The following is a 20,853-nucleotide window of genomic DNA, read 5'->3' as shown; positions in this document are numbered from 1 at the left end:
CCACTTTGGCGGAGGATCTCCGCCCTCCGAAGGCAGAAGTTACAGGTTCGAATCCTGTCGGGTGCAGCATTGCCGCAGTTCGTTTGCGACAACTATTCCTGCTGGAATTGACAGGGCCAATCTTCAGGCCTCGTCAAGCCAGAAGTCAACTCGGTCCGGGCGTCTCCGCAAGCCATGTTGAGCTGCCACTGGGACAGACCCACCGAATTGGAAAGGTCGAGGCCCTCGATACGGGTCAGAAACAAAAAAGCGCGGTCAAAGTCTACCGGCGCGGTGAACGTCGCTCCTCGGAAGTCCGCCCGTGCGAGATTGGCAAACGAGAAGCGGCTGCCGCTGATATCGGCGTCATGGAACTGCGCACGCCCCAATTCTGCCTTTGTGAAATCAACATTGGTCAGATTGGCGTCCTGGAAATTCGAGCGCTGCATTTCCGCGCTCGCAAACACAGCGCCCTGCGCGTCCATACGGCTGAAGTCGGTCCTGTAGGCCTCGATTCTGTCGAACCGGGCGCCTTTGGCGGTCGAGTCGGCCAGGGAAGCACGCACAAGCGTTGCCTTCTCAAGATTTGCGGCAACGAGATTGCTGTTCCTGAGGTCGGTCGAAGTGAAATCAACACCGAACAGGTTCGCCCCGCTCAGGTCCTGTCCTTCTAGGATGAGAAGCTTCTTGTCACACTCTTGCCAATTGACGCCAGGCGTCGCGGCTGCGTCGCAATTTTGAGCGGCAGTGGCGTTCTGCCAAGCAAACACAGTGCAAAGCGCTAGAACCAAGCCGGATGCGCCGTAAGCTCTGATTCGCCTCAAAGTCATTGTTGCTGGACCTCTGCTACTCGCCGACACTCAACCTTACCACATCTGCTGACACACGAGCCACGGTGACCACCGCGGTCACAGTTAGCGCATTTCTCATATTCACGATTTGATGTTGATCAACCGATCAACCCGCGCGTAGGGCGCGATTTGCGAGCGCCTCCCCATATCGCCGGTCCAGCAGAGCGCCCTGAAAGAATCGCCAGCCCGAAAGCGGACTATAACGCTAGCATCGACTACGCGCGCGCAGAAGCAAGCCGTGAAAACGTGGTTGTGAAGATCATCGAGTAGCGTGCCGGCTAAGCGTATCTCTAGGGAGCGAGGATGATCACGCCGCCAAGACGACACGGCGTGCCGATCGCGAGATACTGCCAGGAGGCCATGGGGCCGGGATTCCAAGCCATCGTAGGTTGCCTGCTTGGGCCGGATGGACGCGAGGCGAAATCATGCAATCCCCGCGACGGCTCATCGCCGCCGACAATATGGACCCAGAAAGAGAGGCGAGGACGGAAGCGGAGCTTGCGATTGCCGAGCGATGGTCTTCTTGCTCGTCGGTCCTCTCTAGCGGGTTCCCGGGAGGGCGATGCAAAGCTAAGTCTCTGCGCGGCGACGCCACCACGTGAGCCCGCAAGCGAAGACCCAGTTGAAATAGATGAGGGCGATAACCGGCCCGGCCAGGGGACCTTGCAGGTGCCAATAATCAAGGAAGTACCGTGCGCCTTCTGATAGCGTTCCATACGCCGTACCTACGAGCACGACGCATGCGGTAACAAGCAATCCGTTAGCGATATGGAGTGAAGGTATAGTGCGCAGTGCGTTGAGCCAAGCGGCAAACGAGACCGCAGCTAATGGCAGGCAACTCAACGCGCCCGCGATCCACCCGTGGCCAGCGCCAGCCAACGCGATGAAACCGAACAGCAGCAAGGCGCCGAACAGCGAGGCGATGACGTATTTCATGCGTCTAGTTCCGGGACTCCGAGTCCTTCTTAGCTACGGCCATCCCATTCTCCTCGCCGAAATCCTTTAGCGAAGCGTGCCGCAAATCCTATTCACCGCGCAAGTACTTTACGCGGCCAGCCCGTACTTGCCAGGATGCGACCTCTAGGAGAAGCCGTCAGCTAATTTCTTTGTCCAGCTTGCAATCGCGAGCCCGCACGCGATGCCGACACAATCGGCAAACCAGTCGAAGATATCCATGTCGCGACTTATTATTTGCATGCCCTGCAGTATCTCGATCGCGCCGCCAGTAAGGGCGAGAAAAACTATCAGCCTTGCTCTGTGCTCTGGCCAACCAAGACTGCCGATAGCCGTCAACACGACGAACGCTGCGGCGTGATTGAGCTTGTCATCGTGAGAGGTGAACCCGAAACCAAAATTCTGCAAAAGCCACACCGGTGAGAGCGCGAGCACGAGGACACCGGCCAGTGTGACCAGAAAAGCAATCCTTGCCACGATGGGAAAAGGTCTCGCACGCAACAAATCAGGCCACTCCTTTTATCCGAACCTAGGACGCCGCTACTTCGAACATAGCCATCCGCACGTGGCGGCACATTGGGGAACAGAGTCCATTGCCGCAGATGGCTGGGAAAAAGGTAAATTGGAATCTCGGTAGGCTTCTGCGTTTAATACGGCAGTATCAGGGCGGGCGTCAGAAGCGGGCTGCGATCGGTGCCACCGACCAATGCAGCAATCGGAGGGGGAGTTTGCTGCGCGTACCGAACCGGCCACCCGGTTGTTCACCAACGGCGGCCGCGCCAGCAAGAGCTGCAGCGGAAAAACCAAAACGAGCTGCTCGGGCGGCAGCAGCGACAAGACAGCCGCAACCGCAATCAAGTCGCGGGGCGCCTCGGAGATCCCTGCGTCCGAAAATCAACGATTCAGCCACGGTCAGCCCGTGAGGCGCGCACGAAAGAGCGTGGAGCCGTCCGCCAGGCGCGACCTCGAAATATCCCGGAATCCAGCCTCGGTCATCCACGCGCGATACTGACCTTCAGTGTACGATTCGCCGTGGCGATAGAGGTTCAAGAAAGTGACATTCAGAAAGACACCCTCAGGCGGGCCGAGGCGGTCGTCATCGACGACACCCCACCCCGCAATTGCGATCTCGCCTCCGGGTGTGAGGCAACGTGCCGCGTTCAGGATCGAACTGCGCGCCTGGTCCGGCGGAGGCACCTGGACGACGGCCTTCAGGATCGCCAGGTCGTGCCGACCGATCGATGGTGCGACAGTTATGTCCCCCTCTTCGACAACCACGTCGTCGGCACCGTATTCTGACAGGATATCTGGCGCGACCGCTGCCACCGTTGGGAGTTCCATCAGCGTCGCCGCAATCTGCGGCCGCCGCTCGCGAAGTCCGACGAGAATGGTCCCGGAGCCCCCGCCGATGTCGATCACCGAACCGATCGCAGAGAGGTCCATCTCCCGGGCCAGATGTCGGCCGAAAATCACCCCGCCCGGTGCGAGCAGGCGGCTGAAGGCCGCCGCGGCCTCGGGCCCCGCTTCGGAAAAGTCGTGCAGCGCAGCCGGCCGGTTCTGTCGCAGCGACTCTGCGGTCAGCAGGTCGGCTCCCCAGAGCTCGCGCAGGAGCGCATGATCGCCGCCGCGGTAGGTCGGTTTGGACGCGTCGAGGAAGGCTGACGCTTCGGCTCCGTTGCGAAATTGACCATCGTTGACTTCGAGGAGACCGATGCTGGCGAGCGCGTAGAGGAGCCGCGACAGACGATCGGGCTCGACTTTGAGCGCGGCCCCAAGGCTGTCGGCAGTCACCGCGCTGCCGCCGAGCCGGGTGAAGATGCCGAGGTCCAGCCCGGCGCGAAGCGCCAAGGCGGGGGGCACCGCTGCGATCAGGTTGTCGATCCGATCAGAACCAACCATGCCACATCTCCTTGCGCAATCCAGGACCGAGTTTGAGGCTCGGAAGATCGGATTGGACCGAGGCGGCGCTGTCCTCACCTATCCAAGCTGAAGAGTTGTGCGACCGACCGTGAAAAACACGCCGCACTCTACAGCACGACCGGTCTATCAGGCATTGCACCACGCCAGTGGCGTGGAATTGGGTTGGGCTGTACCCGGTGCGCGGGTTTGTGAAAGATCATACCCGCGCCGCTGCTTAGCTACTGAAATTTGGGACTTCAAAATGCCGTTCAAACGAGCCGTCCATACCATTCCGATCTTCATCGCGGTGACTTTCACCAGATCCTGGCTTCGCAGCGCGCCACCGGAAAGAAGATATCGATAGCCGTTGATGGTCATCCAGTGCGCGCGCGCTAGATGCGTCTGCCAGGCTGTGAAGGCCCGCTCCGGCTCCTTGTCCGAATCCACGTGCAGAACGATCCTAGAAACTTCCCTCCAATCGGCCCCTTCGTCAGAAGCATCAAGCAGGCGGATAAAGGTAAGCAGGTGCTCTTCGTCGTAGCCAGGCGCCTCGTCGGCAACGTCGGTGTCTAGCAAGGGCTTGAGCATGGCCCAAGAGAAAAACGCACCCGTGGCAAAGCGTCAAGCGAGAAAAGCTCGCCAGAACGCTATCGTAATCACGATCAGATTGCGCACCAACTCCGGATGCTGGATGGCCGTTCTGAAGCGCCGAGGCACCCGAACAGCCGGGGATGTCTGCCTGGCGATGCCGAGGGCGCGAGAGTTCGGCGATATCATCGCCGCTGCTTCCGCGGGCTCATGCGCGTGTCGCGCAGACCGGTCCGGCTGTAGCCTTCGACGTCAATGGGACGCTGACCTGGCACTTCTCAGACAGCGGGCCCAGTGATCTGGGCCTCGTTCCTGCCGCTGCCGATCGGTGGCATTGTGTCGGACCTCGACCCCGCCGAATAAGCTGCTGTTGCATTGCTTCATCAGCAGGCTGCCGACCTCGAGCGCCTCCCAACCTTGTCTGGAGCTGATGAAAGCGAAGCGTGCCGGTTGATATTTGCAACGAATGAGGTTTGTTGGCGGAAACGACGAATTGTTTGCCTGATTCCGAAATAAACAGCTCATCCGTTTCAACGCGTGCCATTAGACAAGAGGAAAACTCGATGAACGTTTCTCCGGACCGAAACAACCAGGCTGATCTCACATCAATTACGGCCGACATCGTTTCCGCCTACGTGTCGAACAATCCCTTGCCGGTCGGCGAGTTGTCGAAGCTGATGGGGACACCTATGTTGCTTTGCAAGGGATCGGCACGCCTGTCGTTCCGGCCGCAGTCAAGCTGGAGCCGGCGGTGTCGATCAAGAAATCAGTGTCACCTGATTTCATCATCTGCCTGGAAGACGGGAAGAAGTTCAAATCCCTCAAGAGGCACATCGGAGTTCATTACAATTTAACGCCCGACGCGTACCGCCAGAAATGGAGCCTGCCGTCCGACTATCCGATGGTGGCGCCGAACTACGCAGCCACCCGCTCGGCTCTTGCGAAATCAATTGGGCTCGGGCGCAAGGCGGCGCCCGCACCAGCAGCGGCAGAAAAACCAAAACGAGCTGCTCGCGCCGCGGCGGCGACAACAACCGCAACGGCCGTCAAGTCGCCGGTGAAGAAGGCGCGCAAGGCACTCGTCAAAGCGTAGCGTGCTGCACCCGATAAGGAGCTCCAAGCAGTGTCGTACCTGAACGTGGCGAAGCCCGCCTTTTGCGACGGGGCTCCGTGTTGGGGCGGATCACTCTGCGGCGCGGCGGGAAAATGATGAGCGAGAACTCGTTTTTTGTCTGGGTATCGACCACGCTTGCATAAATCGGAGCAGGAAAGCTTGGATCGTCGAGCTTGACCGAGTGATATTCGCGGCTTTCGCGACGTCTTCCATGCGGTGCCGACGCGCTCGTTCTGATTGACCTGCTTCCGGCCCGCTCAGATGAACCTCGCGGGTAGGGTGGAGGCGCTGGCCGGCTTCGGGCTTAGCACGGGCGACATTGCCTGCGTGCTCGCCACAGACGAGCAGGTTTAAGGCGACCTATGCCCATAAGCTCGAGAGCGGCGCCATCAAGGCCGACGCACGGGTCGCCGAGAACCTATACCGCAAGGCGAGCGGTGAAGGTCGAGGGCCGTCACTGAAGCAATCTTCTGGCTGAAGACCAGGGCGCGCCGGAAGGAGACGTCGATCCATGAGCTAGAGGGAGACACATCAGTGACCTTCGTCACCACCTTCAGCGCTGGTCCAGCTTCTTCGCAGTCTCCCGCTGCTTCGATTCGATCTCGTCCAGTACTGCTTCTGGCGCAATGTCTCTCTTAATCTCGCCGACTTCTATATCGCTTAAGGCTGGTTTTACACTCAACCGATCCGCAATTGAATCGACAAGTTCAGTAAGCTTTGTGAGTTCGTGCTCCGTTAGCAGGCTCACCTGAAGGTCCAGATCCGCCCGTTTATCTGCGGCAACTGACATCCGGTTTTGGCTGATCAGTACAAAGGTCGAGAGGAATATGGCCTCGACGGAAGCTACCATAGCCAATATCACGAATGTCGGATCAAATGGCGGAGTGATCGGTATCCAGCCCAAGTTCAAGACGATCCAGCCGCCATACACGGCCAAGTGAAGGTACACGAAACGCATACTGCCCGTAAAAGAAGTAATCGCCTCAGCGATTTTCTCTTCCAAAGTTGCATCGCTTGCTTCCTTCGCCCGGCGCTCCTCAATCGCTTGGATATTGCGTTTCAGTGTTTGGCTGAGTTCAGTCGGAGGTGGCGGAGGCAACGTTGGAGAATCCATGGAACACCCGTTGGATAGCTATCGGTACTGCCACTCAGGGCAACGTACAAAATCATGGATATTCGACTTTGTTCCCGACTAGAGCCATCTAATCATTGGCTCCGCTTTTTACCGGGGCCCGGGGTCTTAGACGCTTGGCGCCACCAAACGGTGGTTTGCAGTTTGCGCACCCTTGGGGAGGTCAAGTTGCCGAGCGCAGTGGTGTCTCCACGCGGCGGTAAGGCCGCTCGGGACTGGGCATCGAGGCTCAGCGCACCGCGGTCGTCCAGGGGGTGCTACGGCCCTCTGTTTAGGGCTCGGAGTGCCCGATGTCCGGTTCCGCCTCTACATCGTGACGCGTGCCCCTCATGGGAACATCGCCCAGGACCGATGAGCACCACGTGCTGCAGCCTTCCGACTGATCCTTCCCGGCAACCGCCGTCACGACTATACCGAATGCAAGCGAAATGGCGAGGGCGACACCCATTGGGAGATGATGCATGCCTGCCCGCCTACCGAGCGCTTGGAAGACGGTCGATGGAAAGTTTGGAGATAGTCCCATCACCGCCTCAACATGCCTAACGAACCGTTATGCGGCTGGCGGCACGGTGCTGCTTGATCGAACCATCGTCGCAGGCGGGGGTTCTGCCCAAGACAACAAAAGCCCGCCGACCGAAGCCGACGGGCCAAGTGCAACCAACAGCTGATCACAATTTGCTGTCTGGCCGGAGTACAGGCACCAACACGCGAAAGGGCCGAAAGTTCCGCAGATGCTAATATACAACATGTGCGAGGCTGGCCCGGAATTCCGGTGGGAGATCCGACCCGGCGGAACCTTTCAGAGCCGCATGCCTTGTCCCTTTTGGATGAAGGAGACGACAAATGAGCCTTGACATAGGAAAGGTCGCCATAGCGTTGCTTGGCCTGCTTGCCTACAAGAACAAGGACAAGATCGGCGAGCTGATCGCGGGAAAGAGATCGACAGATCCCAATAGTGCCGGCTCGCCCGGCGGCCTCGGCGACATCCTGGACCGCCTCAGGAATGCAGGTGCCGGCGACCAGGTTGATTCGTGGGTAAGTAAAGGATCAAACCGACCCGTTCAGCGGGAGCAGGTTGAAAAAGCAATCGACCCGCAAACGTTGAACGATCTGGCCGAGCAGACCGGATTGTCCCATGACGAGCTTCTCGATCGGCTCACAAGAGAACTCCCTGACGCAGTGGACAAGCTCACTCCCGACGGCCAGTTGCCACCGAGCAAAGGTCCAAGTCTCCTGGACGAGGTCCCAAGGACTGGTCGCACTTAGCGCCACCTCGCCACGACATGTCAGGTCATCCCGGGTCGCTATCGCTCGCGGCCCTTCGCGAACGCGGCTTTGAATGCCGCAAAGGTCTCTGGCGGAACACCCTCAAACTCGTACCGCTTGCCGCTGGCCACGAACCACACCGAAAGTACCTTCCGCTCGGGATCGTACTCCGTTTTGCGAATCGAGGTAGAGGGCATAAAGGATCAACGAGCGGAAAAGCCGTCGCGTTCCTCGTCTTTGATGGCGGGGCGCAAAGGAAGCCCGGCGGCGCGACCGTCCCTCTAGTTCAGCGCCGGCGGCTGCCCTGGCCTGAAACTTTTCAGAGCGGCAGCGATGCCCATCATGATGGACGGGTCAGGAAAGTCGAGCAAGCGCAACGTGCCCGGCTCCTCGCCGCAAACGCAACGGATTGGCACGATTTGGTAGTCATCGTCGAACGGCGTGCCGCAGCCGTTTGCAAGAAAATCATATTCCGGGAAGCAGGCCTTCAGGAATGCTTCGACCTCGCGCAACACCGCTTCGGACCGAGCCCCTGAAGGTGGCAGGATGACGAAGCTATCGACCTCGTCGCTTGCCGGAGTACCGGAAGTATTGATGGCAGTAAGCATGAAGAACCCGACATAGCTCCTGGCGACTTTGGAACCAAACGCGGCATCTCGCGCGTTCCGTGAGGCTGCCCGCCGCCGTATGCCGGCGGCGGGCGCATCGTCCGCTACCATGATTGGCGGCTGTACCAGTCATCGACGTCGGATCGGACCCTGTCCTTTTCGATGCCGTAGCGTTCCTGAATTTTGCCTTCGAGCTGGTCACGCTTTCCGGCAATTAGATCGAGATCGTCATCAGTGAGCTTGCCCCACTGTTCTTTAACTTTGCCTTTGACCTGCTTCCAGTTTCCTTCCACGCGGTTCCAGTCCATGGTTTTCTCCATCAGGCGGGATCGCCATAGTTACGAAACGATTGTCACCGGTTTTGGTTCTACGAAACGAAAGGCTTCCCGATCAGTTGCTTGGATCGGCTGAACGCAAAAAGCCCGCCGCACCTTTTCGGCACGGCGGGCTTCAGGTAGAAAATCAGTCGTAGATCTTAAAAGTTTTGCGGGTACCTGGATCAACCAGGACGGTTCGTCCCTCGGCAACTACATAGCTACGTCCGGCACTTCGTAAAGCTCTGACTGTGTCGGGCAGAGCGGTGCCAATGTTGAGCTCAGCACAGGGAAGGCTCAGGGATGCTATCGGCTTCTTCTTTACATATTCCCGGATCACCATGTCTTGCTCAGGCTGAATGATGACGTCCTGAGCGGCGGCGGTTCCGATACCTACGAATAGAAAGATTCCTGTGGCAGCAGATAAAAGTTGCTTTCCCATATAGCAATCCTCCAGCGAGGCAACCTTCCGCTACGGTGCTTGATGCTTCCGTGCGAGGCTACTTACCTAAACGGGCAGAAGGACTTGTTGGAGCGCTCCTCGCCTGGGCCATATCCAAGGGCCTCAAGCTCGCTGATCTCTTGGGCCGGGGGCATGGTGCCGATGCGGTCCCAGAACGCCTTTCGCTTCTCCGCCAGCGGGTCAGCCTTTGGATCGAGCTTGTCGCCCACCTCTTTTCGCCAGCTGAGCTTGTCGGCGTCGGTGCGGATGTAGGGCAGCTGCTGCGCACGAAGCGTCGCCGGCCCGACATACACATGACTTGAGCGGGTCGATCGTCTGCGCCAGGGCCTCCAACGTATACGGATAGTCTTCTGGCGCCTCCGTGAAGCTGAACCCGGGCAGATCGGGCGCGACGACCCGTGCCACTTCCGCCAGCGGGTTGATGACGTCGCGGAAGCTGTACGATGAGCTGGGCTGGCCGTGGAGCAGCAGGACACCGGGCGCATCGCGCCGCCCCGCCTCGCGATCGAACAAGTTCACCCCGTCCACTTCGACCGTATGATGCTTGGCTTTATGAACGTTCAGCATGGCCGTTTTCCGTCTTTGGTTTGCAGCGAGCGAAGAAACCTGATAAATCGGTCAATCCGGTTACGTTTTGTAACCATGTAACGGAATATTAAAGGTTAAGTTCCCTGTCGCGCGATCCCACGGCCTGGGTGCCAGAGCACTTCATAGGCGGCCACGCCGCCCTCGACCTTTCGAACGCCGTGTATGACCGGCGAAACCCGCCCCTGCACAATGAACTCTTCAACTCCCCTCGCGATATCGGGACGTGGTTGCTCGCCGCGGGGTTGGCAGACGAACAGGAAGCAGTGGCCGTTGCCGAGATACGGGATCGGCACTTCCTCCACGAAGTTCGTGACATACGGGAATCGTCATACGCGCTCTTCGACGCGATCGCCTCAAATCTGGAGCCTCCCTCGCAACCGCTTGGTCTTTTATGCTCACGCGCCGCAAACAGGTTGGGAGCCCAGCAAGTCGCGTGGGATGGGACACGGCTCGCTCTGGCGTCTGATCAATGGGAAGACCCAGCCTTGGTGACCGCATTCCTTGCGTTCTTGTCCATCGAGGCGTTTTTTACGCTACCCCGCGCAAGGCTCCGCGTGTGCCCACGATGTGGGTGGCTCTTCGTAGACATCTCACGGGGCGGAAAACGTCGCTGGTGCAATATGCGGGTTTGCGGGAATCGCGAAAAGGTAGCCCGCCATCGGGGCCAAGTGGCATCGTACGAGGTAAGATGACAACGCATCCCGCGCCATGGCCTCATTCGTCGCATATTGTGGGCTCCGGATTCAAACATCATGGCGCGTCGTTGTGCCACCGGCGAACTCGGCGCGAGCTGACTATTCGTTTGTTACAGGTTTGTTGAGGTTTCCCCCGGCACCGAAGGTGTCCCCGGATGCCAGTTCGCAGAGCTGGCGATCAGTGCAGCAAAGGCAAAGACCAAGCTTGCACCGCTGATGCCTGCCCAGCCGGCCTGGGCCCAGCATACTCCAGCGAGACTGGAGCCGGCCGACCCACCCAAGAAGAACAACCCGGTGAAAAGCGCATTCATGCGTCCGCGCGCCTCCGGTCGGACTGTGTTGATGGCGATGCGGCCGAGCACCTGGTCGGCGACAGTACCGAGATTAAGCAGAACCGCCCCAATGGCCAACGCCGCGAGCGACAGCCAGGGGAAGCGATCCGCCTCCCAGAGACCCCAGCCGCCGGAAGTTGGCAATCCGATGAGCACGACGCCGATGAAAGCCGACAGGTGTGCAAATCGCGTTGCGCCATCTGACCAGCCTCGATCGGCGATCCGGCCCGTGAAAGGCGCAATCAACGCAGCGGGTATGCCGACCAGTGCGAAGGCTGCAATGCCAATCTGGTCGAGCCCGAATGGTGGCTCAGCAAGCCTCAGGGCGACCGCCGTCCAGAAAATATTGAAGGCAGCCATCAGCAGGAACTGATAAAGCACGCGACGGCGCAGCAATGGCTCTTCACGGATCAGCTTCCAAAGCGATCCGATGAGAGCGCCGTACTGAAGACCGGTCGCCGGGCGATGAGCCTTGACAACGCGCGCAAGGATCAGGCCGAGCACAGCAACCAATACGGCCATGATACCATAGAATGCACGCCATCCAAGAAACTCGGCAGCCAGGCTTGCGGACGGGCGCGACAGGAGGACGCCCACCACGATGCCGCTCTGCACCGTGCCCACGATGCGGCCCCGATCTTTTTCCGCCGCCAGTCTCGCGATGACCGGAACGAGCATCTGCGCGACCGTGGAGGTGATGCCGACGGAGGTCGAGGCGACAAGAAAAAGTGCCGCCGTTGGGGCAAGCGCGCTGGCAATCAGCGAAAGCACCATGAGGACAAGTGTCAGCCCGATAAGCCAACGGTTCTCCATCAGATCGATGAGCGGGACCAGGAAGATCAGTCCGGCTGCGTAACCAAGCAGTGTGACGGTCGGAACCAACCCCGCCATTTCCGGACCAACCTCGAATGTAGTCCCAATCAAGCCGAGCAACGGTTGAGAGGCATAGAGGCTCAATACGATTGCGGCGATGGCGGCGGTGAAAACTGGGACCAAGCGGCCCTCGGTGGCAGAGGCATTGCTTCTGCCAGGGTAATCGAGAGATGACGTTCCGTGTCTGCGCCGTGGCACGAGTTGGAAGATCAATTGGGAGACCGACATCGGAGATACCCTCTTTGCGAGAAAATGGCCGAAGGCGTCGATGAGATCAGGCGGCCGCGGCCGCCCCGCGCGACGCTGCAGCAAGTTCCTCGAAAAACTGATGCAACGTGCGGGGCTGGCGTCCGAGGATGGCACGCAAGGTCAGGCTGTTTCCGGCGGAACCGAAGTCGGAATAGGACTGAAATACCCGTTCGAGCTGAGCAAGCTGCTCCCCCCGGAAGGGCGGCTTCGCGACAGCGGTCCATTGCTCGAACGTCACCTCGGCTGCCTCCACGGGCCGGCCAAGGGCGACGCTCATCATCCCCGCAATTTCAACGCGATCGTGCATACTTTCTGCCGCAAGCTCGAAAGAGCCGTAGGCGAGCCGGTCGGACGTCAGGGCCTCGGCCGCCACTTCGGCGACGTCGCGGTAGTCGACACGCGCCAGGCGCGCCGTTTTCGCAAACGGCTCGGCAAAGACGCCGGTTTCCACCACGCCTTTCCAAGCAGCTGCCATGTTCTGAAACAGCGTCGCCGGATAGAGGATGGTGTAATCCAAATTCGCGCGGAGAATGGCCTGCTCAACGGGCAGCTTGCTTGCGTGGTTTGCAAGTCCGTTCGCCGGGTGGATAACTGAAGAGAAAACGAACTTGCGGATACCGGCACGCTTTGCGGCCTTGACCATGGTTATGCCTAGGTCCGCTTCATCGGCCACGAACGGCGGTCCGACATGATAGACTCCGTCGACGTTTCTCAGCGCTGCCTTTAGGCTCTCCGGATCTCGAAGGTCACCTGAAGCAATTTCGGTCGCTCCGCTCGCGCGTGCCGTCGCAGCAGCGTACTCACTGCGGACCAACGCCCTCACCGCTATGCCCCGCCGGGCAAGCTCGGCCGCGACGAAGCCGCCGCTGCGGCCGGACGCACCGACAACCAGAACAGTTCGTTTCTTGGGTTCTGACATGAGTTCTTCCTTTCGTAGCGAGGTGGCGTCCCTGCCCCATCGAGTGAAATATCGAGTTCCGCTTTTCGGATGGTAGGCGCGGAAAATGTGATATGGTCTCTCTAAATTTGAGAGATCATCATGGGCGGATTTCGAGACATTGAGGCGTTTCTCGCTGTCGTGGAGCGCGGCAATCTCTCAGCCGCGGCGCGGCACCTCAGCCGCTCCTTGCAATCTGTCAGCCGGTCGCTTGCCGCGCTTGAAACCAGCGTCGGCGTCGAATTGGTCCGCCGAACCACCCACAACACGCAAACGACTGAGGCAGGCCACGACTTTTATCGACGGGTGAAACCGGCACTGTCTGAGATTGTCGAAGCAAAGGCCGAAGCCGGCAAGCGCAGTGCCGAACCTTTCGGACTCCTAAGAGTAGGAGCGCCGGTGCTCTTCGGCCCTACTTACCTGGTACCCGTCGTGGCCCGCTTCATGGAGCGCTATCCGAGGATCGAGGTCGACCTCAAACTGTCGGACCGATTCGTCGATCTCATTGAAGATGAACTCGACCTTGCTGTTCGCATCGGGGAACTCCGCGACTACGATCTCAAGGCCCGGCGCCTTGGAGCGATGCGTCTCGTCATTTTCGGCGCTCCGTCGTATTTCGCCACGTACGGGCGGCCACAACATCCGAAGGAGCTAGCGAACCATCAGTGCATCTTCCGCAACACCGACCGCGATGCTGGAAAATGGCAATTCCTGGAAGCCGGCAAGCAGCTGAGCGTCAATGTGGGTGCGCGATTTCACGTCGACAATGCCGCCGCAAGCCATGCGGCGGTCGCTGCGGGGTTGGGCATCGGTCGGGTACCACTCTGGCAAGTAAGAGACCTGGTAGACGACGGGGCGGTTGAGGTTATCCTGGCAGCGTTCGAACAACCGCCGATCCCGATTCATGTGGTGTGGCCAGCGACCCGGCTTCCACTTGCCAAGATGCGCGTCTTCATCGACTTCCTGGTTCAGAACCTAGTCATTGGGGACAGCGAGCGAAATTGAACCGACATCTGATTTTCTGTTAAGCCTGCCGCCGTTTGTCGCCTTCAGGAGCTCTTTCGAACTAGACTAGGCTGATCGTGCCTCGTACCGGCGGACGCCGAAAAAGCGTTTCGACGCGCCTAGAGACTAGGTGATCCGCGCTGCGAGAAGGATCAGCAGCCGCCTCCTGGCGTGTCTTGGCGATACATGAGGTTACTCTGCAGCAGCCCGTACAAGCTTCGTCACGCCTTCGCCAATGGCGTCGATCGTCGCGGAACTCGGCTGCCGAACGCCCGGTGCTACGTCAGCTTCTAGGCGCTGATGAGGCTTCCGGTTAGCCATTGGAGGTCCGCATGGTGTAACGCTTGGTGCCCGCACGAGATGGCGGGAGCCGGACCGTCTCGATCGTTCAGTGCAGTGCAGTGGGCGCCCGACGACGAAACTCGACTCCCCGGCCCCGCCACGAGGTAGTTGATGCGCTAACTCGGGTTTTCCAAGCGATTTGCTTTGCGCCACTCCTCGTACTCCCCGCGGGCATCGTCATGCAGCGGATAGTAGCGTTGCAATGGGCCCCCCTCCATGAGCTTGGCTCGCGAAAACTCCTCCCAATCGTGATGCTTCTGTGATTCTTCGATCACCTTCGGGGCCATCACGACGGGAAGCACCACCACGCCGTCGTCGTCAGCGACGATGATGTCGCCGGGGATCACCGTGACACCGCCGCAGGCAATCGGAACGTTGACGGCATTGGGATAGATGCTGGTCTGCACATGATAGTTTGGCGTCCAGCCGCGCAGCCATAGGGGTAGATCGAGCTTTTCGACATTGGGCCGGTCGCGCATGCACCCGTCGATGACGATACCCGCCCCGCCCCTGCCCTTGAAATAAGTCGACATCATATCGCCAAAGACACCCGAGCTCATGTCGCCGCGCGCGTCGACCACGACCACATCGCCCTCCTGCGCGTGGTAGAGCACGTGCCGGTGAAGTTGGGTCTCCGGATCGGCATATTCTCCCTCGGTGAACAGGTCCGGCCGCTGCGGCAGGAACTGCAGCGTCAATGCCGGCCCGACGATCGACTTCCCATGGTTTTGCGCCACCGGACCGACCATGTGCGGATTGCGGAAGCCCATTTGGCCAAGCGTGCCGGCAACCGTCGCGGCGCCGATCTCCCTCAGCGCGTCGATCAGGTCTTTAGGCGGCCGCGTGATGTCGGAAGTATGCGTCATTGTCGACTCCGGATGAATGGAACTACCAGTTCGTAACAGAACCATCGCGGCGCTTAAGGTGAGGCGCTTCCCAGAAACGCAAACTCTGCGCCTGGACCGCCACTTCGTTGACCTCGACGCCGAGCCCCGGCAGATCGCCGACCGGGTAATCGGTCCCGTCGAGCCGTGGTTGCACGGGGAAGAAGTCGGAACTGTCGAAGCCCAGCTTTGTTTCGGGCGCCCTGGTCTCGAGCCACGCGAAGTTGGGTACTGCGGCGGCGAGATGCACGGTAGCGGCCGTGCACACTGGACCAAGCGGATTGTGCGGCATCAGGTCCACATAGTGCGCCTCGCTCCAGCCAGCGATTTTCATTGCCTCGGTGAGCCCGCCGACGTTGCAAACATCGAGCCGGTTGAACTGGTGGATGCCGCGCTCGATGTAGGGCAGGAACTGCCACTTGCTGGCAAATTCCTCGCCGATGGCAAAGGGGATGTCGGTCATCGTGCGCAGCGATTCATAGGCCTCCGGCGTCTCGTCCCGTATTGGCTCCTCGAGGAAATCAAGCACGCCGCGGCCGAGCTTGTTGCAGAAGCTCGCCGCCTCTGCCACCGACAGCCGATGGTGATAGTCGATGCCGAGAACGGCGTCGTCGCCCAGCGCCTCGCGCGCCTTGTTCAGCATACCCGCGGTAGCGCCGATGGACTCGCGCGGCTCGAAGATGTCCTTGCTGTTTTGCCCGAAGGGGAAGAAGCGGATCGCCTGCCACCCCTGTGCGCGAAGTTCGCGGGCCCGTCCGATGGCAACATCGCCCTCGGCCTCGTCGCCGGTCGAGGCGAAGGTGGGGACGCGGTCGCGCTGCTTGCCGCCGAGCAGCTCGTAGACGGGCACGCCCAGCGCCTTGCCCTTGATGTCGTGAAGGGCGATGTCGATGGCGGAAATCGCCGCCTGCAGGACTCGCCCGCCTTCGAAGTACTGGCTGCGGTAAACCTCCTGCCAGATCCGCCCGATCTGCATCGGGTCGCGACCGATGAGAAACTCGCGATAGTGCTCGACCGCGCCGGCCACGGCCCTCTCGCGACCGCTCAAGCCGCTCTCGCCCCAGCCGAAGATGCCCTGGTTGGTCTCGACCTTGACGAGCATCTGGTTGCGCGTTCCTACCCAAACCGGATAGGGCTTGATCGCGGTGATCTTAAGCTTCTCAGTCATCCACGCCCACGTTCCACACGCATCGGCCCTATCTCAGTTGGCTTTGAGGGCCATTTCAGTTTCGCCGTCGAACAGATGCATCCGCTCCTGGTCGAACTCGAGCCAGATCTGCTCGTCGGGCGAGACGGCAATGTTCGGCGGCACGCTGACGTTGACGATGGCGCCGGACAGGAACGCCTGCACGAAGGTGACGTCTCCGGTCGGTTCCACGGTGTAGGCCTTGGCCGGAATGGAACCGGGGACCGCGCTCTTGTGGAGCTTGATCGTCGAGTGACGTGCGCCGAGCACGACTTTCATGGTCGTCGCTCTCACGACCTTCTGGGCATTGCGCGGCGAGAGCTCAAGGCGCCAGCCCTCGGCGCCGGTCAACACCGTGTTTCCGTTTGCCGTCGACGCCTCCAGCGGAATAAGGCTCATCGCCGGGCTGCCGATGAAGCTGGCGACGAACATGTTCACCGGATGGGCAAAGACCTGCGCCGGTGAATCGTATTGCTGCAGGTAGCCGCCATTCATCACCGCCATCTTGTCAGCCATGGTCACGGCCTCGAGCTGGTCGTGCGTCACATAGATGATCGTCGCCTTGAGGTCCTGGTGGAAGCGCTTGATCTCCGACCGCATCTGCACGCGCAGTTTGGCATCGAGGTTAGACAGTGGCTCGTCCATGAGGAACACCGCAGGGTCGCGGACGAGGGCACGGCCAAGGGCCACGCGCTGCTGCTGCCCGCCCGAAAGTTCGCGCGGCTTGCGCTCGAGCAGATGCGTCATGTCGAGCACTCGCGCCGCTTCCTTGACCTTCTTGTCGATCTCGTCCCTAGGGAGTTTGCGCATCTGAAGCGGGAACGCCAGGTTCTTGTAGACCGATTTCTGCGGGTAGAGCGCGTAGTTCTGGAACACCATTGCGATATCCCGGTCCTTGGGGTCGAGGTCGTTGACCACCCGCTCGCCGATGATGATGTCGCCCGATGTGATCGGGGTCAGCCCGGCGACGAGATTGAGCGTGGTTGTCTTGCCGCAGCCTGAAGGGCCGACGAGCGCAACGAACTCGCCGTCATTGACCGTCAGCGAGACGTGGTTGACAGCTTTGAAGCCGCCATAGCTCTTGACGAGATCTTGGAGGACCACGTGGGCCATCGGCAACTCCCTAGTGCTTGACCGCGCCTTCTGTAAGGGCGCGTACAAAGTATCGTTGCAGGACCAGGAACAGCACCACGACGGGCACGCTCATCATGAAGCTGGCCGCCATCAGGCCCGGAAAGTCCGTCGTATTTTCCGAGAAGAAGCGCTGGATGCCAACCGGAAGGGTCAACTGCTCGTTCTTGGAGAGGAAGGTGTAGGCGTAGATGTACTCGTTCCACGCGCCGATAAAGGAATAGATTGCGGTGGCGATGATCCCCGGCGTCGAGAGCGGCATCACGATCATGATGAAGGCCTGGAACCGTGTGGCGCCATCGATGCGCGCCGCCTGCTCCAGCTGCACCGGGATGTTGTCATAAAAGCCCTTGAGCAGCCAGATCGCCAGCGGCAGGCCGAAGGTGAGATAGGTGAGTATCAGCGAGCCGTGCGTGTTCACCAGCCCGATCGCGCGCATCAGGATGAAGAGTGGCACGAGAAAGATCACCGCCGGGAACATATTGCGCAGCAGCACGGCAAAAAACAGGAAATTCCGGCCGGGGAAACTGAAGCGCGAAAACGCGTAGGCCGCAGGGACAGCCACGATCACCGAAAGGATTGTCGTAACCGTCGACACGAAAAGGCTGTTCCAGAAGAAGCGGAGGAAATCCTGGCCGACGCTGTTCTGCGGATCGAGCAGCTTCTGGTAACTGGCGAGGGTAGGCTCGTCCGGCCACCATTGCGGCGGGAATTGCGTCGCCGCGAATCCGGACTTGATCGAGGTGATCAGCATCCAGATCATCGGCAACGCAGTATAAAGCAGCATGAACACGAGGAATATGCGCCCGGCCCACCGCCAACCGTCGACGCGCATGCGGCGACGGGTCGGGGCTCGAGAGGCTGTCTCGGCAATCGTGCTCATGCGCTGCCCTCTTTCCGCTCGTTGCCGCTTAGCGCACGGACGTAGAAGTAGCCCAGTGTCATCAGTGTGAGGAACAGGAGCACTGAATAGGCCGATGCCACGCCCCAGCGCTGCCGTCCGAAGGCGAGCTCATAAATGTGGGTTATCCAGATATGCGATGCGTTCGACGGCCCGCCGCCGGTCATGATCCAGGGGATGATGAAGGAATTGAAGTTGGCCACTGCGAGCAGCAGCATCGTCACCACCGAGACGTTGCGCAAGTGCGGGAAGGTGACGTGCCAAAAGCGCTGCCATGCACTGGCACCGTCGACTTTTGCGGCGCGCAGCAATTGGTCGGGGACTGTCTGCAGGCCGGCCATCATCATAATCATGGCGAACGGAAACTCGCGCCAGATATTGACGACGATCAGGGAGGGCAGCACCGTGCTGACATTGTCGATAAAATTCGGCGGCCGGTCGGCCAATCCGAGGCCGACCAGCACCGCGCCGATGATCCCGAAGTCCGAATGGTAGATCCACTTCCAGATATAGGAGGCGGCGACGGCACTGATGACCCAAGGGATGATCAGGATAGCGCGCAAGACACCACGGCCGATGAAGTCGCGGTGGAGCGCCAGCGCCGTTGCAAACCCCAGGACAAAGGAGATGAAAGTGGACCCCAGCGTCCAGATCAGTGTGTTCCAGGTGACCTTCCAGAACACCTGACTGGTGAGGATCGTCGTGTAGTTGTCGAAGCCGATGAAGGTCTTGTCGCGGAGCTGCAGACCAGGCGGTGTCTTAAAGAACGACAGCTCGACCGTGTAGTAGATCGGATAGGCGATGACGATGAGCATCACGGCGATCGCCGGGAGCACATACGCGTAGTCCGCGCGATGCTCCCAGATCTTCCGCAGCGTGCCGGCTGTACCGGGTTGCAATCTTCGGCGAGCCTCGGCCTTGCCGGTCACGATCGTCACTTGTGGCGTGCCCTTATTCTTCGGAACGAGGCGGCTGCGCCAGCGGCGCAGCCGGTCAGGTCGTAGGTCAGGCTTGGACTAGAGTCCGCCCATCACGTCTTTTACCTTCTTGGCCGCGTCGTCCGCCGCCTCGTCGACGGTCATCGCTCCGGTCAGGGCATTCTGCAGCATGTCCGGGATGATAATGTTCATGATCTCGGGGGCCTGCGGCAGCGCTGGGAACGGAATGCCGTATGGCAGCATCGAGGTCGTGACATCGAGGAACTTGATGTTGTCCAGACGTTCCTTCATCCACTTGGTCTTGAAGCCGTTAAGGTTGCCTGGGTTTGATCCGGCGTAGGCCATCTTCAGCGACCATTCAGGGCTCGTCCACATGCAGATGATAGCCTTTGCAGCAGGCTCGTCTACCTTGCCGCCCTCGACATATTCGGGCTTCAGGATGTGAATGTTCGAGCCGCCGAACACGACGGCGCGCTTGCCGTCGGGGCCAGTTGGAATCAGGCCGTAGCGCATATTGTCGATGACCGTCTGCGCCTTGTCCTTGTCGGTGCCCGTCGCCTTTTTCTGCAGGTCGAGCATGACGTTGTAATCGGACGGGTGCGAGATCATCATGCCGAGCTGGCCGGCGACGAACAGGGGCTGGTTATCGGCCTGCTGGTTGGTGAGCGCCGAAACCGGAACCGACTTGTCGCGAACATACATGTCGTAGGAGGCTTGCAGCGCCGCCTTGCTCTGGGGACTATCGAGCTGGACCTGCTCATAGGTCGGATTCGCGGTGGCTTCGTCGAAGACGCCGCCGCCATAGGCCCACAGCTGTGGCATGAAACGGTACGGCGTATTGCCGGCATTCTTGCGCGCCACGAGGCCGTAGCCGGCAATGCCGAGCTTGTCGTGGATCTGCTTGGAATATTTGACGACGTCTTCCCAGGTTGCCGGAGCCTTGTCCGGATCGAGACCCGCACGCTTGAAGATGTCGGCGTTCCAGATGAACGCCATCGTCTCGTTGTTGGTCGGAATGCCGTAGGTCACGCCCTCCCAGGTCACGGCCTTCATGGCGCCGGGCCAGAAATCCTCGGTCGAATACCCCACATCCTCTGGCTTGAGCGGCGCCAGATAGCCCTTTGAGGCGAACTCGGTACCACCCAGGATTTGCAGGCGGACCGCCATCGGCGCGGCATTGCCCAGGAGCGCCGTGCGGAACTTGTCGAGAAGGTCGTTATAGGTGAGGGCTTGTTCCTCGAGCTGGATGTTCGGATAGGTTTTGCGGAAGGTCTCGAAGAAATCCTTGTAGTACTGGCGCAGGAGGTCGGGGTCGCCCTCGAACACGCCCTGATACCAGAAAGTCAGCCGCCCCTTGTAGTCGAGCGGGGTGACCTTGGCGCAATCGGCCGCCGTGTCAAAATCCTGTGTGCCGGCGATGGAGCGCACATATTCCGGCGACCACTTGCTGAGGTCGACCGGTGGCGCAGCCAGCGCCGATGTGGGCATCAGGGATGCCATCAAAGCAGTGACGACAGTGCCGCGCAGGACCGCACTGCCGAGCGTAATCCTCGTCATAGGTATCCTCCCTGGTTCTCCCATGCCGCCCTGCGCCAAGGCAAAGCGGTCCTTGCTCGTTTCGATC

At 60.1% G+C, this 20,853-nt stretch carries 22 protein-coding genes and 2 pseudogenes; 4 read left to right on the top strand and 20 right to left on the bottom strand.

Features of this window, described 5'->3' with window-relative positions; genetic code table 11:
- Positions 1 to 92 precede the first annotated feature (92 nt).
- The 5 genes and pseudogenes from NKH37_RS08075 to NKH37_RS08055 all read right to left on the bottom strand — a co-directional run.
- On the bottom strand, positions 93 to 809 hold the full coding sequence (locus NKH37_RS08075) for a pentapeptide repeat-containing protein (protein WP_353040917.1): 717 nt from the start codon (positions 807 to 809) through the stop codon (positions 93 to 95).
- 591 nt (positions 810 to 1,400) lie between these two features.
- Positions 1,401 to 1,766: a hypothetical protein gene (locus NKH37_RS08070; RefSeq protein WP_023721803.1), complete on the bottom strand. Its 366-nt coding sequence runs from the start codon at positions 1,764 to 1,766 to the stop codon at positions 1,401 to 1,403.
- A 144-nt stretch (positions 1,767 to 1,910) separates the two neighbouring features.
- On the bottom strand, positions 1,911 to 2,288 hold the full coding sequence (locus NKH37_RS08065; protein WP_245278716.1) for a VanZ family protein: 378 nt from the start codon (positions 2,286 to 2,288) through the stop codon (positions 1,911 to 1,913).
- Positions 2,289 to 2,696: 408 nt separating this feature from the next.
- Entirely contained in the window at positions 2,697 to 3,683 is a 987-nt protein-coding gene (locus NKH37_RS08060) for a methyltransferase (RefSeq protein ID WP_353007182.1), read from the bottom strand.
- A 336-nt stretch (positions 3,684 to 4,019) separates the two neighbouring features.
- Positions 4,020 to 4,271 (bottom strand): annotated as a pseudogene (locus NKH37_RS08055) (DUF2285 domain-containing protein); the annotation flags it as partial.
- A 563-nt stretch (positions 4,272 to 4,834) separates the two neighbouring features.
- On the opposite strand from NKH37_RS08055, the pseudogene NKH37_RS08050 reads away from it, so the two are divergent.
- Positions 4,835 to 5,283, top strand: a pseudogene (locus NKH37_RS08050) (Ros/MucR family transcriptional regulator); the annotation flags it as partial.
- A 70-nt stretch (positions 5,284 to 5,353) separates the two neighbouring features.
- On the opposite strand, the gene NKH37_RS34050 reads toward NKH37_RS08050, so the two are convergent.
- Positions 5,354 to 5,623, bottom strand: coding sequence for a DUF736 family protein (locus NKH37_RS34050; RefSeq protein WP_084643003.1), 270 nt, complete (start codon positions 5,621 to 5,623; stop codon positions 5,354 to 5,356).
- A 315-nt stretch (positions 5,624 to 5,938) separates the two neighbouring features.
- Positions 5,939 to 6,499 carry a DUF1003 domain-containing protein gene (locus NKH37_RS08040; protein WP_023721810.1) on the bottom strand — a complete coding sequence of 187 codons (561 nt, stop codon included), beginning with the start codon at positions 6,497 to 6,499 and terminating at the stop codon, positions 5,939 to 5,941.
- 861 nt (positions 6,500 to 7,360) lie between these two features.
- Between NKH37_RS08040 and NKH37_RS08035 the strand changes: the two genes are divergently transcribed.
- The gene (locus NKH37_RS08035) at positions 7,361 to 7,783 is read left to right on the top strand and encodes a YidB family protein (protein WP_023721812.1); all 423 of its coding nucleotides are present in this window, start codon (positions 7,361 to 7,363) and stop codon (positions 7,781 to 7,783) included.
- A gap of 38 nt (positions 7,784 to 7,821) precedes the next feature.
- Here the strand turns inward: NKH37_RS08035 and NKH37_RS08030 are convergent, their stop codons facing one another.
- The 5 genes from NKH37_RS08030 to NKH37_RS08010 form a co-directional block, all read right to left on the bottom strand.
- Entirely contained in the window at positions 7,822 to 7,980 is a 159-nt protein-coding gene (locus NKH37_RS08030) for a KTSC domain-containing protein (RefSeq protein ID WP_023721813.1), read from the bottom strand.
- 84 nt (positions 7,981 to 8,064) lie between these two features.
- Positions 8,065 to 8,391: a hypothetical protein gene (locus NKH37_RS08025; RefSeq protein WP_031194855.1), complete on the bottom strand. Its 327-nt coding sequence runs from the start codon at positions 8,389 to 8,391 to the stop codon at positions 8,065 to 8,067.
- Between the two features lie 104 nt (positions 8,392 to 8,495).
- The gene (locus tag NKH37_RS08020) at positions 8,496 to 8,699 is read right to left on the bottom strand and encodes a CsbD family protein (RefSeq protein ID WP_031194857.1); all 204 of its coding nucleotides are present in this window, start codon (positions 8,697 to 8,699) and stop codon (positions 8,496 to 8,498) included.
- Between the two features lie 154 nt (positions 8,700 to 8,853).
- Positions 8,854 to 9,147: a hypothetical protein gene (locus NKH37_RS08015; protein WP_353040915.1), complete on the bottom strand. Its 294-nt coding sequence runs from the start codon at positions 9,145 to 9,147 to the stop codon at positions 8,854 to 8,856.
- Between the two features lie 201 nt (positions 9,148 to 9,348).
- Positions 9,349 to 9,735 carry an alpha/beta fold hydrolase gene (locus tag NKH37_RS08010; protein ID WP_245278717.1) on the bottom strand — a complete coding sequence of 129 codons (387 nt, stop codon included), beginning with the start codon at positions 9,733 to 9,735 and terminating at the stop codon, positions 9,349 to 9,351.
- Positions 9,736 to 9,863: 128 nt separating this feature from the next.
- Here NKH37_RS08010 and NKH37_RS08005 point away from each other — a divergent pair, with 128 nt between their 5' ends.
- Positions 9,864 to 10,448, top strand: a complete 585-nt coding sequence (locus tag NKH37_RS08005; protein WP_023721817.1) for a CGNR zinc finger domain-containing protein — start codon at positions 9,864 to 9,866, stop codon at positions 10,446 to 10,448.
- A 113-nt stretch (positions 10,449 to 10,561) separates the two neighbouring features.
- Here the strand turns inward: NKH37_RS08005 and NKH37_RS08000 are convergent, their stop codons facing one another.
- Both NKH37_RS08000 and NKH37_RS07995 read right to left on the bottom strand, forming a co-directional pair.
- Positions 10,562 to 11,779, bottom strand: a complete 1,218-nt coding sequence (locus tag NKH37_RS08000) for an MFS transporter (RefSeq protein ID WP_051409750.1) — start codon at positions 11,777 to 11,779, stop codon at positions 10,562 to 10,564.
- A gap of 151 nt (positions 11,780 to 11,930) precedes the next feature.
- Entirely contained in the window at positions 11,931 to 12,824 is an 894-nt protein-coding gene (locus NKH37_RS07995) for an NmrA family NAD(P)-binding protein (RefSeq protein WP_352483889.1), read from the bottom strand.
- 120 nt (positions 12,825 to 12,944) lie between these two features.
- Here NKH37_RS07995 and NKH37_RS07990 point away from each other — a divergent pair, with 120 nt between their 5' ends.
- The gene (locus NKH37_RS07990; RefSeq protein ID WP_023721820.1) at positions 12,945 to 13,847 is read left to right on the top strand and encodes a LysR family transcriptional regulator; all 903 of its coding nucleotides are present in this window, start codon (positions 12,945 to 12,947) and stop codon (positions 13,845 to 13,847) included.
- 458 nt (positions 13,848 to 14,305) lie between these two features.
- On the opposite strand, the gene NKH37_RS07985 is transcribed toward NKH37_RS07990, so the two are convergent.
- From NKH37_RS07985 to NKH37_RS07960, 6 genes are all read right to left on the bottom strand, one after another.
- The gene (locus NKH37_RS07985; RefSeq protein ID WP_023721821.1) at positions 14,306 to 15,055 is read right to left on the bottom strand and encodes a ribonuclease activity regulator RraA; all 750 of its coding nucleotides are present in this window, start codon (positions 15,053 to 15,055) and stop codon (positions 14,306 to 14,308) included.
- Between the two features lie 22 nt (positions 15,056 to 15,077).
- Positions 15,078 to 16,241, bottom strand: coding sequence for a mandelate racemase/muconate lactonizing enzyme family protein (locus NKH37_RS07980; protein WP_023721822.1), 1,164 nt, complete (start codon positions 16,239 to 16,241; stop codon positions 15,078 to 15,080).
- 33 nt (positions 16,242 to 16,274) lie between these two features.
- On the bottom strand, positions 16,275 to 17,372 hold the full coding sequence (locus NKH37_RS07975; protein WP_023721823.1) for an ABC transporter ATP-binding protein: 1,098 nt from the start codon (positions 17,370 to 17,372) through the stop codon (positions 16,275 to 16,277).
- A gap of 10 nt (positions 17,373 to 17,382) precedes the next feature.
- Entirely contained in the window at positions 17,383 to 18,273 is an 891-nt protein-coding gene (locus NKH37_RS07970) for a carbohydrate ABC transporter permease (protein ID WP_031194860.1), read from the bottom strand.
- Positions 18,270 to 19,229 (bottom strand): carbohydrate ABC transporter permease, encoded by a 960-nt coding sequence (locus NKH37_RS07965; protein ID WP_023721825.1) that lies wholly within the window; start codon positions 19,227 to 19,229, stop codon positions 18,270 to 18,272. Before NKH37_RS07965 ends, NKH37_RS07970 begins: the two co-directional genes overlap by 4 nt.
- A 78-nt stretch (positions 19,230 to 19,307) precedes the next feature.
- Entirely contained in the window at positions 19,308 to 20,786 is a 1,479-nt protein-coding gene (locus NKH37_RS07960) for an ABC transporter substrate-binding protein (protein WP_031194862.1), read from the bottom strand.
- Positions 20,787 to 20,853 lie beyond the last annotated feature (67 nt).

The sequence above is a fragment of the Mesorhizobium sp. M1217 genome, from assembly GCF_040318275.1.
Taxonomy (GTDB): domain Bacteria; phylum Pseudomonadota; class Alphaproteobacteria; order Rhizobiales; family Rhizobiaceae; genus Mesorhizobium.
The sequence above is the reverse complement of the archived record's forward strand: the minus strand, read 5'-3'. Positions and strand labels throughout refer to the sequence as shown.